A 15,985-nucleotide genomic window follows, 5' to 3' on the forward strand; every position below is an offset into this window, starting at 1 on the left:
ACATTTTTTTCTCTTTTACAGATGCTAATAATTATGTAGCTTTGTTCAACTTTCAAAATAACCATGAAATACAAAAGAATTTTACTAAAATTATCTGGTGAGGCCTTAATGGGAGATCGCCAATATGGTATAGATCCTCAACGTTTAGCAGAATATGCACATGACATCAAAGTAATTACCGACTTAGGTGTTGAAGTAGCCATTGTTATTGGTGGTGGTAATATCTTTAGAGGTGTTGCTGGCGCTAGTAATGGGATGGATCGTGTACAAGGCGATCATATGGGTATGTTAGCAACCGTAATTAACGGATTAGCATTGCAAAGTGCTTTAGAAGATGCTGGTATACCAACCAGACTTCAAACGGCTATTAAAATAAACGAGGTTGCTGAGCCATTTATAAGACGTAAAGCTATGCGTCATTTAGAAAAAGGACGTGTAGTTATTTTTGGAGGAGGAACTGGTAACCCTTATTTTACAACAGACTCAGCTGCTGTTTTAAGAGCTATTGAGATTGAAGCTGATGTTATTTTAAAAGGAACTCGTGTTGACGGTATTTATACTGCAGATCCAGAAAAAGATAGCTCGGCAGTTAAATTTGACCATATTACTTTTGATGATGTTCTTAGAAAAGGACTAAAGGTTATGGATACAACAGCATTTACACTAAGTCAGGAAAATAAATTGCCTATTATAGTGTTTGATATGAATAAAAAAGGAAACTTATTAAAAGTAGTTTCTGGTGAGACCATAGGAACAGAAGTTAACTTATAATTTTTGGCTCAACTTTTGATAACTCGCAATTAAAATTTTTTAACATTATGAACGAAGACATTCAATTTATTATAGATTCTACAAAAGAAGCAATGGACAATGCTATAAAGCATTTAGAGAAACAATTGGTTAATATTAGAGCTGGTAAGGCCAGTCCTGCAATGTTAGGAAGTGTTATGGTAGACTATTATGGCTCTCAAACACCACTAAATCAAGTTGCCAATGTTAATACTCCAGACGGTAGAACAATCTCTGTTCAACCATGGGAAAAAAGTATGCTTCAGGAAATTGAGCGTGGTATTATGTTAGCTAACTTAGGCTTTAACCCAATGAATAATGGAGAAACAATTATTATTAACGTTCCACCATTAACAGAGGAACGAAGAAAGGATTTAGCAAAGCAAGCCAAAGCTGAAGCCGAAGATGCTAAGGTAGGTGTTAGAAATGCACGAAAAGATGCCATGAACGATATTAAAAAAGCTGATGTTTCTGAAGATTTACAAAAAAATGCAGAAATAGACATACAAGAACTTACAGATTCTTACGTTAAGAAGATAGATAAAATCCTTGATGTTAAAGAAGGTGAGATAATGACTGTTTAATAAAACTTCTTCTCTCCTTTTTAATGTGTTTTTAGTTAAGACAAAAACAATCTGAAACAAGTTTTAGATTAGGAGCGAAGTGTTTTTATTTAGCTTTTAATATTAATCCATATACATGCTAAAGCAATCTCTTGCTATTCTATTTATTTGTCTTGCAACATTTAGCCTGGCTCAAAACCCTATTTCTAAAAAGACTGATTCTACTAAAATAGCTAGAGATTCTATAAAAAAAGCTGAATTCCTTAAGAATATTGGCAATGGCTTTTTACCTATAGGCTTCTTTGATTTAGACTTAAGATACCTCATAAAGTTTAATCAATATGAAGGTTTTAGGACAGGTTTAGGAGGCATTACAAACGAGCGTTTTTCTGATCGCTATCGTATAAATGGCTATGCAGTTTATGGTTTTAAGGACGAACGCTATAAATATAGTATAGGTGGTGGCTTTAGAGTGAACAAATCTTCAAACACTTGGGTAAACTTATCTTATACAGATGACCTTAAGGAAACAGGAAGCTCTAATTTTTTAACTGATAAACGTTTCTTTACTTTTTTTGAGCCAAGACTTTTAAACATCAACTTATTCCATAGACACATTACAAAATCTATAGGAATACAACATAAAATATCTAACCACTTATTGTCTGAAACTCAATTCTCAACAAGCAAAATCAATCCCACGTATAACTACAATTTTATCTTAGATAACGCATCATACAATACGTTTGATTTAAGCACAGTAAAATTAAGTTTACAATGGAGCCCTTTTAGTAGGTTTGAGCTAAAAGACGATCAAATTGCGGTTACAAAAGACGGTTTTCCTAAGTTTACACTTCAATTTACACAAGGGTTTAAATCTGTTTTAGGTAGTGATTTTAATTTTTCAAAACTAGACTTTAGAACCATTCAACAATTCACTCATAGTAACGATTCTAAAACAAACATTATCTTAGTAGCAGGTATTGCTGGTGGTGAAACACCTCTTACTCAATTATATCACGCCTACCCAAACAATATTACTAAAGAAACCATATTGCAACGCTTTTCTGTGGCTGGTCTTAATAGTTTTGAGACTATGTATTTTAATGAGTTTTTTAGTGATAAATTCTCAACCTTACAGCTAAAGCATTTCTTTAGACCTTTTAAGATTTCTGAACGTTTTAAGCCACAATTAGTCCTTATATCTAGGTATGCGCTTGGAGATATGAAAAGTATTAGCAGACACCAAGGTGTTAGTTTTAATACACTTAATCATCTTTATTCTGAATCTGGTTTCGAAATCAATAAACTACTACTTGGTTTTGGATTGAGTTTTGCCTACCGTTATGGTGCATATCATCTTCCTAAATTTGAAGATAATATTGCTTTTAAGTTTACTTTTAATATCTCAATATAAGTTTAGTATATAAAAACAAAAAGCCCTTCCAAATTCTGGAAGGGCTCTTTTAATAGATATTAATTGATTTTGTTACCATCTTTATCAAAAAAATGATATTCAAGATATGTGTAAGCATCTCTGGGTATAATTTTTACCCATTTTTTGTGTTCAAAGAACCACTTTGTACGTACAGATGGATAGCCTTTGGTTAAAAAGGCTGCTATAAAAGGATGTGCATTTAAGGTTATCTTTTTATAGTCTTTTTTAATAATCCTTTCTAGGTCTTGCTTAATACGTTGCACAACTTTAATTGGTGCTTCTATTTCATCTCCACCTATGAGATTAGGATTTTCTTCTTTTGTTTTAATATTGCGTTCTGGCCTAACGCGCTGTCTGGTAATTTGCACTAAACCAAACTTACTCGGCGGCAATATTTTATGCTTTGCTTTGTCATCTTTCATCTCTTCGCGGAGATGATTGTAAAGTTGTTTTCGGTTTTCTGCTCTGCCCATATCTATAAAATCAACTACAATGATTCCTCCCATATCGCGGAGGCGTAATTGACGGGCAATTTCGGTTGCAGAAATTAAATTTACCTCTAAGGCTGTGTCTTCTTGGCTTTTTTCTTTGTTAGAACGGTTACCACTATTTACATCTATAACATGCATAGCTTCGGTATGTTCTATTACAAGATAAGCTCCTTTAGCCATAGAAACGGTTTTTCCAAACGATGTTTTTATTTGGCGTTCTATGCCATATTTTTCAAAAACCGGAATACCATTTTTATAGTACTTTACAATAGACTCTTTTTTTGGTGCAATTTTTTGCACGTAATCTTTTACTTGTATGTACAATTCTTCGTCATCTACAACAATACCAGAGAATGAATCATTAAAGATATCTCTAAGAATAGAGGATGCTTTATTCATTTCTCCCAAAACTTTTGTTGGGTGATGTGCTTTGTACAACTTTTTACACATTGCTGTCCATCTTGCCAGCAAATTCTGTAAATCACTATCTAGCTCGGCAACTTTTTTGCCTTCTGCTACAGTACGGATAATAACACCAAATCCTTTTGGAGTGATACTTTTTACCAATCGTTTTAAGCGATCTTTTTCTTCTTGTGATTCAATTTTTTGAGAAATTGAAATTCGATTAGAAAAAGGCACCAAAACAATGTATCTACCTGCAATAGACAATTCTGAACTAATGCGAGGTCCTTTTGTAGAAATTGGTTCTTTTACTACTTGTACTAAAATTGATTGATTAGATTTAAGCGCATTGGCAATACTGCCATTTTTGTCTAAATCTTTTTCAAACGGAAAGTCTTTGAGACTATAATCTCTTAATTTTCCTGTGCTTACACGCTTAATGAATTTTAAAAGTGAAGGTAATTTTGGTCCAAGATCATGATAGTGTAAAAAACCATCTTTTTCGTAGCCTACGTTAACGAAAGCTGCATTTAATCCTGGAATTACTTTACGGATTTTGGCGATAAAAATATCGCCTACTGCAAAGTTGTTATCCTCTTCATCTTTGTGTAATTCAATAAGTTTTCCATCCTTTAATAAGGCAAAATCAACAATATCTGAACTCGATCTTACGATTAATTCTTTGTTCATAATGTTAATTTATATTCCGACAGTAAACGTCGGAATGGATTTTACTAAATTATTTGACACAGGATTCCGATAAATTATCGGATAATCCAAACAAATTAAGATGTACTCTATTACATACATCTAATTTTATATCAAAGAACGCTTGTTAAAACTGAAAAAAGTAGTCTAAAAACTACTTTTTTCCAGCTTATTTCTTTTTGTGACGATTAGCGCGTCTACGTTTTTTACGCTTATGCGTCGCTACCTTGTGTCTTTTTCTTTTTTTACCACTTGGCATAATGAATAATGCTTTTTAAATTAATATTTTTTTTTAATGTCTTTAGTTAACTTCAACATTAGATTTTACACCTTCTAAAAATACTTTAGCTGGTTTAAAAGCTGGTATGTTGTGAGCAGGAATCTTAATCGTAGTATTTTTTGAAATGTTACGACCTGTTTTCTCAGCTCTTGTTTTGATTATGAAACTTCCGAAACCTCTTAAATATACATTATCACCACTCTCTAGAGATGATTTTACTTCTTCCATAAAAGTTTCTACCGTAGCTTGTACGTCACCTTTCTCCATACCTAACTTATCAGATATCTTAGCTACTAAATCGGCTTTTGTCATTGTTATTAGTTTTAGGGTTACTATTAAAATCTTAAGGGATGCAAATATAGGTAATTTAATTTCAATATTTCAAGCGTAATTAATTAAAATTTAACGTAATAAAGATTTAATTTTGCTTTAGTATTTAAAATTTCAATGGATTTCAAAAAAAAACTAACTTACTGGTATTCAATTAACAAAAGAGATTTGCCTTGGCGAAATACCAAAAATCCATACCATATTTGGCTCTCAGAAATAATTTTACAACAAACACAAGTTAAGCAAGGATTACCTTATTATGATGCTTTTATTAAGCAATATCCCACTGTTTTTGATCTTGCAAATGCCTCAGAAGAAGAAGTTTTAAAATTATGGCAAGGTCTTGGTTACTACTCAAGAGCAAGGAACCTTCATACTACAGCCAAATATGTCGCTTTTGAACTTAATGGTAAATTTCCTGATAATTATAAAGACTTATTAAAACTTAAAGGTGTTGGCGATTACACAGCAAGTGCTATAGCTTCAATAGCTTTTAACGAAGTTGCTGCTGTAGTAGATGGTAATGTATATAGAGTTCTGTCTCGTTACTTTGGGATTAAAACTCCTATAAACTCTACTAGTGGCATTAAGGAATTTAAAAAACTAGCTTCTTCAATTATTGATAGAGAGCAACCAGCATTGTTTAACCAAGCTATTATGGAGTTTGGCGCTACACAATGCAAACCAAAAAACCCTGACTGCAATGTTTGTCCTTTAAATGAAAGCTGTATTGCTCTTAAAAAGAATTTAATTGATGTTTTACCTGTAAAATTGAAGAAAACTAAAGTAAAAACTAAGTTCTTCAACTTTTTGGTTTGCATAGACAACAACAATAAAACCATTCTAGAAAAAAGAACCTCAAAAGGTATTTGGCAGAATTTGTATCAATTTCCATTAATTGAATCTGATAAGAGCCTGTCTTCTGATGAGTTTCATTTACTCAATTTAAAAGATACTTTATTAAGCAATCTAGAGTTTGACCACTCCTTATATAATATAGAAGATAAAATTCACAAACTATCGCACCAACATCTTCATACCAAATTCTGGATTATCGAAACAGATGAGCTACCAAAAAATGCTACATCAATTAAAGACATAAAAACATTTCCTGTTCCAGTGTTAATCAGCGACTTTATTGAAGCATTTAAATTCAAAGATTTATAAGAATCACATTTTTTTCTTAATTTTAAATGTGCGATTACAAATTAAGTAACTTTGCAAGCTAAAACCATTTTAATATGTCAGGAACATTGAATAAAGTAATGCTAATTGGGCATTTAGGAGATGAGGTAAAAATGCATTATTTTGATGACAAAAATTGTGTTGGTCGTTTTCCTTTGGCCACTAACGAAACTTACACTAACAAAACCACCAATGAGCGTGTAACAAACACCGAGTGGCATAATATTGTGGTACGAAACAAAGCAGCAGAGATTTGTGAAAAATACCTCACTAAAGGTGATAAAGTTTATATAGAAGGACGCATTAAAACCAGAAAATGGACTGATGACAAAGGAATGGAACGTTATTCTACAGAGATACAATGTACCGATTTTACTTTTTTAACCAACAAAAATGAACAGCAAGTACAATCGCCAGCCGCACAACAATCAACTCAACCTCAGCAATCTACTCAAAACAGTGTAGTACCTGAAGAGGATGACGATTTACCATTTTAATTAAATTAGTTTTATTTTGGACCCAGAACCCTCGGTTTTACTTTCAAATTTATTAGTTACCAATACGTCTTTTATAACTAGTATCATTTTACTTCTTATACTATTAGTATGTTCTGCCCTTATTTCGGGTGCAGAAGTGGCACTGTTTTCATTAACCAAATCTAATATTGATAAAGGTATTGAGGAGAACTCCTCAGCAATGCAAATTATTGCATCATTACTAGAGCGACCAAAAAAGCTTTTAGCAACCATCCTTGTTGCTAATAACTTTATAAATATTGCTATTGTTTTGCTATTTGCATTTATAGGAGAAACACTTTTTAAGGACATTATAAACCCTATTATTAGATTTTTACTAGAAGTTGTTTCTGCTACTTTCCTCATTTTATTATTTGGCGAAATTATTCCGAAGATATACGCAAGTAGAAATAGCGTGAAATTTGCTTCTTTTATGGCAAGACCTTTAAAGGTTTTGGATGTCATATTTTCTCCAATAAGCCTTCCTATGCGTTACACTACACTTAAAATTCAGGAACGCTTTGGCAAGCAACGTTCTAATCTAAGTGTAGACCAGCTGTCTCAAGCATTAGAGCTCACTAACGATGAAGACACAACACAAGAAGAACAAAAGTTATTACAAGGTATTGTATCTTTTGGAAATACAGATACCAAACAAGTAATGCGCCCACGAATGGACTTGTTTGCACTTAATATTGATACACCTTTTGAAACCATTATACAAGAAATTGTAGATAACGGCTATTCTAGGATTCCTGTTTACGAAGAAAGTATAGATGATGTTAAAGGTGTTTTGTATGTTAAGGATCTTTTGCCTCATCTCAACAAGAAGCAATTTAAATGGACAACCTTACTTAGAGAACCGTTTTTTGTTCCTGAAAACAAAAAACTAGATGATCTAATGGTCGAGTTTCAAACAAAGAAAGTGCACTTAGCAGTAGTTGTAGATGAATACGGAGGCACTTCTGGTTTGGTGTCTTTAGAAGATATTATTGAAGAAATTGTAGGAGATATTAGTGATGAATATGATGATGAAGATTTGGTTTATACAAAACTAGACGACAATAACTATAGTTTTGAAGGTAAAACTCCTTTAAAGGACGTATATAAAATCCTTGATTTTGAAGATAATGAAGCTGAAGATTATGAAAGCAGAAAAGGTGAAGCCGAAACACTTGCTGGTTTTGTTTTAGAAATTTCTGGAGGTTTTCCTAGAGTTGGAAGTAAAATAAATTTCAAAAATTACGTTTTTACTATTGAAGCCTTGGAGCGTAAACGTATAAAACAAATTAAACTCACCTTGCTTAACACCAATAAATGAAACGTATCGTATTACCAATAATAAGTCTTTTTATGTTAGGTTGTGGCAACGACCCATTACCAAAACCTAAAGGTTATTTACGCTTAGAATATCCTGAGGCTGAATATAAAAAAGTGGCTTCATCACTACCTTTTACTTTCGAAGAAAATGAATTGCTAGCATCTACATCTAAAGTAAAATCTTCTGGTGAAACAAAAGGATTAAACGTAAAATACCCTTCCTTAAAGGCAACCATCTATCTAAGCTATAAAGAAGTAGATAATGATAATTTAGACAGTCTTCTGCGCGATGCACAAAACCTTACGCAAAAGCATACTATTAAAGCAGATGAGATAACTTACAAACCTTTTGAAAACCCTAAAGACAAAGTTTATGGTATGTTATATGAAGTAGGTGGTGATGCTGCTTCTCAATCTCAATTCTATGTTACAGATAGCACAAAGCACTTTTTGAGTGGTTCTTTGTATTTCTATGCAAAACCAAATTATGATTCTATTTATCCAGCTTCAGAATATCTTAAGAAAGATATTAAACGCTTAATGGAATCTATAAAGTGGAAAGAAAATTAATCTAAAGTTTAGTAATAAAAAAAGCAGCCGATTGGCTGCTTTTTTTATTACTGTGAAGTGATTAGTTACTCTTGGTAAACCCATTCACCGCCCATCTTTATTACAGCAAAATCTTCAGTACCATTACTACCATTATAGATATCTATAGTAACAATATATTTTTGCTCTTCTTCTGCTGAAGGATCTAAAGCATCTAAAACAATATTTATAGCTTCAAGAACCATAGGATTCGTCCATTCTGCTGGATTCCCGGATCTTCTATCCATATTTCCATAATTATCCATACTCGTTGTAGCTTCAGGATAATCAGAACTTAATGCAGCAACTATAGCCGCATAATCATCAGGACCCATCGTGTATCTAATAGTGTTATCTGGTACCCAAACACCGTCTTCGAATCCAAATTGTAACGTTGTAGAAATTACACTCTCATGACCTGACCATACTCCATTCATATATGTATAAGAATTACCTCTTATTTGAGCTCCACTTGAACTTGAGTAATAATCATAAATTACTAACAATTCATCCTCTTCTTGAGCATAAGGGAATGTTAACTCTAAGAATGTTGGTAAATAGTTGTCTGGTGGTATTGAACTTCCGAAATTGTTATATTGTCCTGGTTGACCAGATCCTTCACCCATAGAGTCAAAATCATCTGAACTCAAGTAATAAACTCCTTCAACAGCTTCCCAAGCACCTCCTGAATACATAAAGTACTCACCTTTTGAGTTTGTATCACCTGTAGCACCTAATGTCTTAATTTTTAAGCTTTCAATTCTCCATCTTGCAGCGTCAGTATCTGAAGATTCATATCTAAAAGCAACATTGATAACTTGACCATCGTAAGCAGAAAAATCGTAATCTTCTGAAGATGCCATATCTCCTGTAGCAGGATTTGCTAATATAATTTCGTCCCAAGTAGCAGCTAAAACATCACCTGAATAATCTGTAGATACAAATATCTTTAATAAAGATGCATCACCAGCATAGTCTAACTCTTGAGTAATTTGAAATTTAAGGTCACTTTCGCCTGTTAAATCGATTGTTGGAGACACCAACCATTCTGTATTTGCAACTTGGCCACCAAAGAAACTATTACCTTGAACGTAACCCGATTGAGAAGTCCAAACATCATCTCCACCAAATTCTTCAGCAACAGTCCAACCTTCTAAACTTCCTGCAAAGTTGTAAGATACTAAATCCGCTAAACCAACTTCTGGCTCTTCAGTGTATTGATCGTATTTTGCTAAAACGATTTGTCCTTCTTCTGGACTTGCAATTTGAGTATCTAAGATTGCTGGTATTTCATCTGTAGCATCTACATCTGGATAGAATCCAAAAGCATCACTTCCAGTTGTTGCATAATCAGAATTTGTAAACTCATATATGTCAGCGTTTGTATAATCACTAACACCTTCTGCAGAACCTATGTATAGTTCATAACCTACTAATACCTGAGATCCTTCACCCCAAAATGGATACATTTCCTCTAACAATTGAGGTATAGAATCCTTAGCTTGTTGTTCTGAATCAAAACTTCCAAAACCTAATCCTAAGGCATCGTAATCATCACTAGTTAATGTATAACTATCAGTACCAATAATTGGATCAGCACTCGTATCTAAGCCATCGTAGATGTCTTCCATTGGATTACAACCTACGAAGATTGTTCCAAAAATTGCTAAGCAATAAATTATTCTTTTCATTTTAATTGTTTTTTTTAAAAGTTAACTCTAAGACCTACACTATAAGTTCTTCCAGGACCATAATAAACTTGTGCTGTTGAAGCAGTACCATCTATATCGTTAGCATCTGAAACATATTCTGTGTTAAACACGTTGTTTATTTTACCTGTTAAAGTAGCTTCAAATGATCCCATTTCGAATGTATGTCTCATACCTAAATCAAATAAGCCAAAATCAGGAAGTTTCCAAACATCATTTGTATTACTACTACTTCTATTAGTAACATCATAAGAAGCATAGTTATCACCTGCAAAATTATAATCTAAATAAATATTAGATTTTGGAGCTAATTGGTAATCTGCTCCTAATGCAAATGTAGTTTGTGCTGCATCACCCACTTTAATTCCGTCAGCATAAACTTCTATAGGATCACCTACTTGTTCACCTGCCTGGTCTCTAACAATTGCAGAAACATTACTTTTCCACTTCCAATCTCCTAAAGAAGCCATACCTGTAATTGTTAAATCATCAGTTGCTTTATATCTGAAATCCAATTCAATACCTTGGTGTAATGCGTCTATACCTAAAACATTGTAAAAGAAGATATCATCACCTGTTCCTATTGATCCAGAATAAGATTTATCTAACCAATTTGTGTAGTAAATATTAACATTAGCACTTAATTTCTCACTACGGAAACCATATCCTAACTCAGCACTAAATACCTTCTCATTAACTGCATCTTCGTTAGCATCAATACCATCTTCATCTAAAAATACAGAATCTAAAAATGGAGGTCTTGAGAAGTAACCTACATTAACAAATATATTGTTTTTAGAATCTAAATTGTAGTTACCACCACCTTTGAAACCGTATCCTACAAAATTAACAGCATCTGATGATCTACTACCAGTTATAGTATTGTTCATATATTCTTTTTGTTTGTAACTACTGTTAGAAACATCAGCTGCTACAAAAATATTGAAGGCATCAGTAACTTGATATTCCGCTTGACCAAAAAGTCCATATCTTACTACGACACCATCATAGTCTTTATTATACTTATCCCCAACTTTTAATGGTTTTCCGAAAGCAAAAGTGTCTGTTTCATTATCTAAAAAGAATTGACCTCCTAATAAATCATCAACTTGGTACCAGTGAGATCCAACATAGTAACGACCATCAAAACCACCAGAAATAGTCAAGTTATCATTAACTCTATTCTTATATGTAGATAAAACTCCATACCATTCGTGAGAGTTTCTAGAAGAAGATATGATATCTGTTGAACCATTTACACCATTAGCTCTGTTCTCTTCAACAATTCTATCGAAATCAATAGGTTGTAAACCTGATGATCCTATTCTGTATTCATCCGAACCAATCTTAGTACCTTCATCTCTTCTACCTCCACCTGAACCGAAAGAAGCATACAATGCAGTAGATAAAGCCGATTTATCATTTATATTCCATAAGTGATTTATAGACATTTGAGGCTTGTGGTAAAAGTTGAATGATTGATGGTAAACCTCTCCGTTTTTATATCCCCAATCTTTGTTTGCTCTTCTTGGACCTGAGTCAGTACTTTGAAGCTCTGCTATTGTAGAACGGTTATAACGCTGACCATGCTCTTGTTGAGCACCAAAGGCTGTAAAAGATAATCTGTGAGCATCATTTATTTGCTGAGATAAGCTAACAAAATAGTTATATCCTGAAAATTCAGTTCCGTCTACATAACCATCACCTCCGATTTTTGAGGCACTAACTGTAGCAGCAAATCCTTTGTCTGAAAGACCTGTTGAATAAGTCATTCCATATTTTAAATAACCATTGTTAGCTACGCTAGATATAATACTCCCACCTTTTACAGCATCGGTAGTTTTTGTGATAATATTTATAGTACCACCTACTGAAGACACTGCCACTTTAGAAGCTCCTAATCCTCTTTGAACCTGCATAGTTGACGTTACATCTCCTAAACCAGCCCAGTTACTCCAATATACTCTACCATTTTCCATATCATTTACAGGAACACCATTAATCATTACAGCAACGTTTTCAGAATCAAAACCTCTTAAGTTGATTCTACCGTCACCATAACCACCACCTGCTCTGGTAGCATAAACACCTGGTGTAGCTTTTAAAATTTCTGGAAATTCTTGAGTACTTAACTTTAAAGCAATCTCACTAGCCTTAATTGTAGAAACCGCTACAGGAGTCTTTCTATCAACTGCAACAGAAGCTACAAGCAATATTTCATCTAGACCAACTTCACTAGATACTAAAGTAATAGTACCTAAATCGGCATCACCATTAAAAGCAATAGTTTGAGAAATATATCCCACATAAGAGATTACAAGCTCACCTGAACTAGAATCTGGAGTAATGGTAAAATTACCATCAAAATCTGTAGTTGCACCATTAGTTGTACCCTTTACTAACACGTTAGCACCAGGTAATGGTGAACTTGACTCGCCTTCTATTACCTTACCTGTAATAGTTGCTTGAGCAAACGCCACTGTAGTGAATAGCATCATTACAGCCGCAAATAAAAATTGGTTAAATTTTTTCATATAAAATTTAAGTTAATTGGTTTTTTTTATCAGCGCAAAATTACGCATTACTCTAACTGTAACATTAACTAAACGTTAACAATTAGTCGACGTGAAGTTAATTATTGATTCGTCAATACTATGCGTGCACAATTAAAATTTATCAAAACTTTTTAACAAATTTTAACGATTTTTCTTGTAAAAGTTAACTAAATTAAGAGTTGAAGCATCGTGATGTGCAGAATCCACGTCATCAACAAGCTCTTTTAGGATAGTTTTTGCCAATTGCTTACCAAGCTCTACTCCAAACTGGTCGTAGCTATAAATATTCCAAATAATGCCCTGTACAAAGATTTTATGCTCGTACATTGCTATAAGTTTACCTAAACTTTCTGGTGTTAATTTTTGAATTAATATTGAAGTTGTTGGTTTATTTCCTTCAAAAATTTTAAACGGAAGTAGTTTTTGTTTTTCTTCTTCAGACAGTTTTGATCCCTCAAACTCAGCTAATACTTCTTCCTCTGTTTTTCCGTTCATTAAAGCTTCGGTCTGGGCGAAGTAATTAGACATCAACTTATCATGATGGTCTTTATTTCCATATAACGATTTTATAAAACCAATAAAATCTGCAGGTATTAATTTGGTTCCCTGATGTATTAACTGAAAAAAAGCATGTTGAGAATTTGTTCCTGGTTCTCCCCAAATTATAGTACCAGTTTGATAATTTACAACATCTCCTGCTCTATCCACATACTTTCCGTTACTTTCCATAATGCCTTGTTGCAGATAGGTTGCAAACTGATTGAGGTATTGTGTGTAAGGAATAATAGCTTCGCTTTCGGCATTAAAAAAGTTATTGTACCATACTGTTAGCAAAGCAGATATTACAGGAATGTTATTATTAAAATCTGTTGTTCTAAAATGCTCATCCATTTTATGAGCACCAAGCAATAAATTTTCAAAATTGTCATAGCCTATTGATAAACTAATAGATAAACCTACCGCACTCCAAAGTGAAAAACGTCCACCAACCCAATCTTTCATTGGGAAAATATTATCTTCATCTATCCCAAAAGCTTTTACACTTTCAATATTTGTGGATACCGCAACAAAATGGCTCGCAACAGCCTCTTCTGGTTGCGATTCTAAAAACCATGCTCTGATTGAGTTGGCATTCGATAAGGTTTCTTGTGTTGTAAATGTTTTAGAAACAATAACAAAAAGAGTGGTCTCCGGGTTTAAGTTCTTTATAATTTCTTTATAATGATCTCCGTCTACGTTACTTACAAAGTGAGTATCTAAGTGATTCTTGTAATATTGAAGTGAATCTACAACCATTGCAGGTCCAAGATCTGAACCTCCAATGCCAATATTTACAATATCTGTTATTGTTTTTCCTGAATGCCCTTTATGTTTTCCGCTTACAACAGCTTGTGTAAAGTCTTTTATTTTTTGTTTTACTTCAAAAACTTCTGGGATTACATTTACACCATCTACATACACTTTAGAATTCTCTTGAGCTCTCAGTGCGGTGTGCAATACCGCTCTACCTTCTGTAGCATTTATAATATCTCCTTCAAAATATTTTGCAATAGCGTCCTTTAGGTCTACTTCATTGGCTAATTCAATTAGAGTATCTAGGGTTTCTTGGGTAATTCTATTTTTTGAAAAATCTACATAAAAATCATCCCACTTTACAGTTAACTCTTCTGCTCTTTTTGGATTGGACTTAAAAAGCTCCTTTAGCTGCGCCGACTTAATCGTTTCAAAATGGGTCTGTAATTTTTTCCAAGAGTTTGTTGTAGTTGGGTTTGTAGATTTAAGTGCCATTATTGTATATCTGTTGTGTTATCCTCTGTTATTGTATTTTCGGCATCTTCAGCCTCTGTTTCTAAAAAGAAAATGTTATCAAGTCTTTGCCTAATAGGTTTTATATATTCTAAATACTTAGTCTTTAAAGTATCTGAAATTGGTTCTGCTTCTGGCAATTTTTGTCTAAAAGGGTCGACTTGCTTTCCATTTTTCCAGAAACGGTAGCATACGTGCGGACCACCTGTATTTCCTGTCATTCCTACCCAACCAATCACATCTCCTTGTTTTACATATTGTCCTTTTTTTACGTTTTGGGCTTTCATATGCAGGTATTGCGTGGAGTAAGTAGCATTATGCCTAATTTTCACATATTTACCATTACCGCCTCGTCTTGTGGACTCTATTACTGTTCCATTGGCTGTTGCCATAATTGGAGTACCAATAGGTGCTGCAAAATCTGTTCCTTTATGAGGTCTAACTTTATTGCCGTAATATGCAATTCGTCTCTTTAGATTGTAACGAGACGATAACCTACCGAACTTTACAGGCATTTTTAAAAAAGCTCGTCTTAAATTTTTAGCCTCTTCGTTAAAGTAGTCTTTGATACCTTTTATTGAGTCTGTTTGAAACTGAAAGGCATATAAAGAATCTCCATTATGCTCAAAATATGCAGCTTTAACATTGTGGACACCTGCATAAATGGTATCGTTTATATATTTATCTGTATAAATTACTTTAAACCTATCTCCTGGCTGAAGACGTCTAAAATCTATAGTCCAAGCATAGATTTCATCTGCCATTTTATATGCCAAAACCTGACTTAAACCTTTATTTTCTAATGTTTCTGAAATATTGTTCTCTATAACTCCTGTAGCAGTCTTTTCTACATATTTAATAGGCTTTGTACGTGTATAGGCTTGAATAGAATCTTTAAAATCTATGACCACATAATCTTCTAGGTTTTGCTGATAAATAAACGTTGTAGGCTTCTTAACACTGTCATTAACCTTTTCTTTATCAAATAACAATGTGTATGGTTTGCCAACCTGAAGTTTTGTAGCAATATCAAAGGTATCCTTTGCTTTTTCAGCTATCTGAAAAATCTCTGGGTACCCAATATTATTTCGCTCTAAGATAATACCAAAGGTATCTCCCTTTCTTACGGTATCTCTTTTGAATTCAAACTTTTTTAAATCAAATCCGAACTCTAAAATTTTTTCTTCTTGTTTCTTTTCAGCTACTTCTTTTTTATAATCTTCTGCTGAATGATCTTCTTTACATGCAACAAAACATACCGCAAAAACGGCAAATACTATCAATCCCCTTAAATGCATTAATCACT

The 15,985-nt window shown here is 33.3% G+C and carries 13 protein-coding genes; 7 read left to right on the forward strand and 6 right to left on the reverse strand.

Annotated elements, in window-relative coordinates; genetic code table 11:
- The first annotated feature begins 63 nt into the window (after nt 1-63).
- The 3 genes from pyrH to MST30_RS04245 all read left to right on the forward strand — a co-directional run bounded on the left by pyrH (nt 64) and on the right by MST30_RS04245 (nt 2,769).
- Nucleotides 64-771: a UMP kinase gene (gene pyrH, locus MST30_RS04235; protein WP_243473161.1), complete on the forward strand. Its 708-nt coding sequence runs from the start codon at nt 64-66 to the stop codon at nt 769-771.
- A 47-nt stretch (nt 772-818) separates the two neighbouring features.
- Nucleotides 819-1,373: a ribosome recycling factor gene (frr, locus tag MST30_RS04240; RefSeq protein WP_243473162.1), complete on the forward strand. Its 555-nt coding sequence runs from the start codon at nt 819-821 to the stop codon at nt 1,371-1,373.
- 115 nt (nt 1,374-1,488) lie between these two features.
- A complete protein-coding gene (locus MST30_RS04245) occupies nt 1,489-2,769 on the forward strand; it encodes a DUF5686 family C-terminal domain-containing protein (protein ID WP_243473163.1) in 1,281 nt (426 codons plus the stop codon).
- A gap of 59 nt (nt 2,770-2,828) precedes the next feature.
- Here MST30_RS04245 and MST30_RS04250 read toward each other — a convergent pair whose 3' ends face one another.
- Together MST30_RS04250 and MST30_RS04255 are read right to left on the reverse strand one after the other, a co-directional pair.
- Nucleotides 2,829-4,373, reverse strand: a complete 1,545-nt coding sequence (locus MST30_RS04250) for an Rne/Rng family ribonuclease (protein WP_243473164.1) — start codon at nt 4,371-4,373, stop codon at nt 2,829-2,831.
- Nucleotides 4,374-4,692: 319 nt separating this feature from the next.
- Nucleotides 4,693-4,983: an HU family DNA-binding protein gene (locus MST30_RS04255; RefSeq protein WP_076619727.1), complete on the reverse strand. Its 291-nt coding sequence runs from the start codon at nt 4,981-4,983 to the stop codon at nt 4,693-4,695.
- Between the two features lie 135 nt (nt 4,984-5,118).
- Here MST30_RS04255 and mutY point away from each other — a divergent pair, with 135 nt between their 5' ends.
- The 4 genes from mutY to gldD all read left to right on the forward strand — a co-directional run bounded on the left by mutY (nt 5,119) and on the right by gldD (nt 8,591).
- Nucleotides 5,119-6,168 (forward strand): A/G-specific adenine glycosylase, encoded by a 1,050-nt coding sequence (gene mutY / locus MST30_RS04260; RefSeq protein WP_243473165.1) that lies wholly within the window; start codon nt 5,119-5,121, stop codon nt 6,166-6,168.
- A 74-nt stretch (nt 6,169-6,242) separates the two neighbouring features.
- Nucleotides 6,243-6,683, forward strand: a complete 441-nt coding sequence (locus tag MST30_RS04265) for a single-stranded DNA-binding protein (RefSeq protein WP_243473166.1) — start codon at nt 6,243-6,245, stop codon at nt 6,681-6,683.
- A 16-nt stretch (nt 6,684-6,699) separates the two neighbouring features.
- A complete protein-coding gene (locus MST30_RS04270; protein WP_243473167.1) occupies nt 6,700-8,022 on the forward strand; it encodes a gliding motility-associated protein GldE in 1,323 nt (440 codons plus the stop codon).
- The gene (gene gldD, locus MST30_RS04275; protein WP_243473168.1) at nt 8,019-8,591 is read left to right on the forward strand and encodes a gliding motility lipoprotein GldD; all 573 of its coding nucleotides are present in this window, start codon (nt 8,019-8,021) and stop codon (nt 8,589-8,591) included. The genes MST30_RS04270 and gldD overlap by 4 nt, the downstream gene beginning before the upstream one ends.
- Nucleotides 8,592-8,656: 65 nt before the next feature.
- Here gldD and MST30_RS04280 read toward each other — a convergent pair whose 3' ends face one another.
- The 4 genes from MST30_RS04280 to MST30_RS04295 form a co-directional block, all read right to left on the reverse strand.
- Entirely contained in the window at nt 8,657-10,300 is a 1,644-nt protein-coding gene (locus MST30_RS04280; protein ID WP_243473169.1) for a choice-of-anchor J domain-containing protein, read from the reverse strand.
- Nucleotides 10,301-10,314: 14 nt separating this feature from the next.
- Nucleotides 10,315-12,852: a TonB-dependent receptor gene (locus tag MST30_RS04285; RefSeq protein ID WP_243473170.1), complete on the reverse strand. Its 2,538-nt coding sequence runs from the start codon at nt 12,850-12,852 to the stop codon at nt 10,315-10,317.
- Between the two features lie 162 nt (nt 12,853-13,014).
- Nucleotides 13,015-14,661: a glucose-6-phosphate isomerase gene (pgi, locus tag MST30_RS04290; RefSeq protein WP_243473171.1), complete on the reverse strand. Its 1,647-nt coding sequence runs from the start codon at nt 14,659-14,661 to the stop codon at nt 13,015-13,017.
- The gene (locus tag MST30_RS04295; protein WP_243473172.1) at nt 14,661-15,977 is read right to left on the reverse strand and encodes a M23 family metallopeptidase; all 1,317 of its coding nucleotides are present in this window, start codon (nt 15,975-15,977) and stop codon (nt 14,661-14,663) included. Before MST30_RS04295 ends, pgi begins: the two co-directional genes overlap by 1 nt.
- Nucleotides 15,978-15,985: the final 8 nt, after the last annotated feature.

It is taken from the genome of Winogradskyella sp. MH6, assembly GCF_022810765.1.
Lineage (GTDB): Bacteria > Bacteroidota > Bacteroidia > Flavobacteriales > Flavobacteriaceae > Winogradskyella.

Excerpts from the sequence above, each read along its gene's own strand:
- pyrH (WP_243473161.1), top strand. The coding sequence starts at position 64 with ATGAAATACAAAAGAATTTTACTAAAATTATCTGGTGAGGCCTTAATG.
- frr (WP_243473162.1), top strand. The coding sequence starts at position 819 with ATGAACGAAGACATTCAATTTATTATAGATTCTACAAAAGAAGCAATG.
- MST30_RS04245 (WP_243473163.1), top strand. The coding sequence starts at position 1,489 with ATGCTAAAGCAATCTCTTGCTATTCTATTTATTTGTCTTGCAACATTT.
- MST30_RS04250 (WP_243473164.1), bottom strand. The coding sequence starts at position 4,373 with ATGAACAAAGAATTAATCGTAAGATCGAGTTCAGATATTGTTGATTTT.
- MST30_RS04255 (WP_076619727.1), bottom strand. The coding sequence starts at position 4,983 with ATGACAAAAGCCGATTTAGTAGCTAAGATATCTGATAAGTTAGGTATG.
- mutY (WP_243473165.1), top strand. The coding sequence starts at position 5,119 with ATGGATTTCAAAAAAAAACTAACTTACTGGTATTCAATTAACAAAAGA.
- MST30_RS04265 (WP_243473166.1), top strand. The coding sequence starts at position 6,243 with ATGTCAGGAACATTGAATAAAGTAATGCTAATTGGGCATTTAGGAGAT.
- gldD (WP_243473168.1), top strand. The coding sequence starts at position 8,019 with ATGAAACGTATCGTATTACCAATAATAAGTCTTTTTATGTTAGGTTGT.
- MST30_RS04280 (WP_243473169.1), bottom strand. The coding sequence starts at position 10,300 with ATGAAAAGAATAATTTATTGCTTAGCAATTTTTGGAACAATCTTCGTA.
- MST30_RS04285 (WP_243473170.1), bottom strand. The coding sequence starts at position 12,852 with ATGAAAAAATTTAACCAATTTTTATTTGCGGCTGTAATGATGCTATTC.
- pgi (WP_243473171.1), bottom strand. The coding sequence starts at position 14,661 with ATGGCACTTAAATCTACAAACCCAACTACAACAAACTCTTGGAAAAAA.
- MST30_RS04295 (WP_243473172.1), bottom strand. The coding sequence starts at position 15,977 with ATGCATTTAAGGGGATTGATAGTATTTGCCGTTTTTGCGGTATGTTTT.